The following is a 291-nucleotide window of genomic DNA, read 5'->3' as shown; positions in this document are numbered from 1 at the left end:
CAGTTGGAAATGTCGACGGTGCGGGTGCGGCGGATCACACCGCTGGTCATCGAGCGGCTCATGGCTCACCCCCTTCGGTTTTGGTCACGCGGCTGTACACCACTTCGCCGGTGTTGGGATCAAAGAGTTGCTTGGTGCGCTGGATCATCGGGGCACGCGGGCCAGTCCAGCGGCTGGAGACCAGGCGGTAACGGGTCAGCACGCCAGGCCCGCCCGCGCGAATAACGGCGACGTAGTCGGCGGCTGCCAGGAAGCGCAGGTATTCATTGGCGGTGGGTTGGGCGATCTCGA

1 protein-coding gene is annotated in these 291 nt (G+C 64.9%); it reads right to left on the bottom strand.

Translation table 11 applies throughout. The annotated features are described in order from the left end of the window. Positions 1-58: 58 nt before the first annotated feature. Positions 59-291: hypothetical protein (locus M8006_RS18555; protein WP_250084596.1), on the bottom strand; the 233-nt coding region annotated here is incomplete at its 5' end.

The sequence above is a fragment of the Halomonas llamarensis genome, from assembly GCF_023555005.1.
In the GTDB taxonomy this organism is placed as follows: domain Bacteria; phylum Pseudomonadota; class Gammaproteobacteria; order Pseudomonadales; family Halomonadaceae; genus Vreelandella; species Vreelandella llamarensis.
This window is presented reverse-complemented; position numbering and strand designations above follow the sequence as displayed.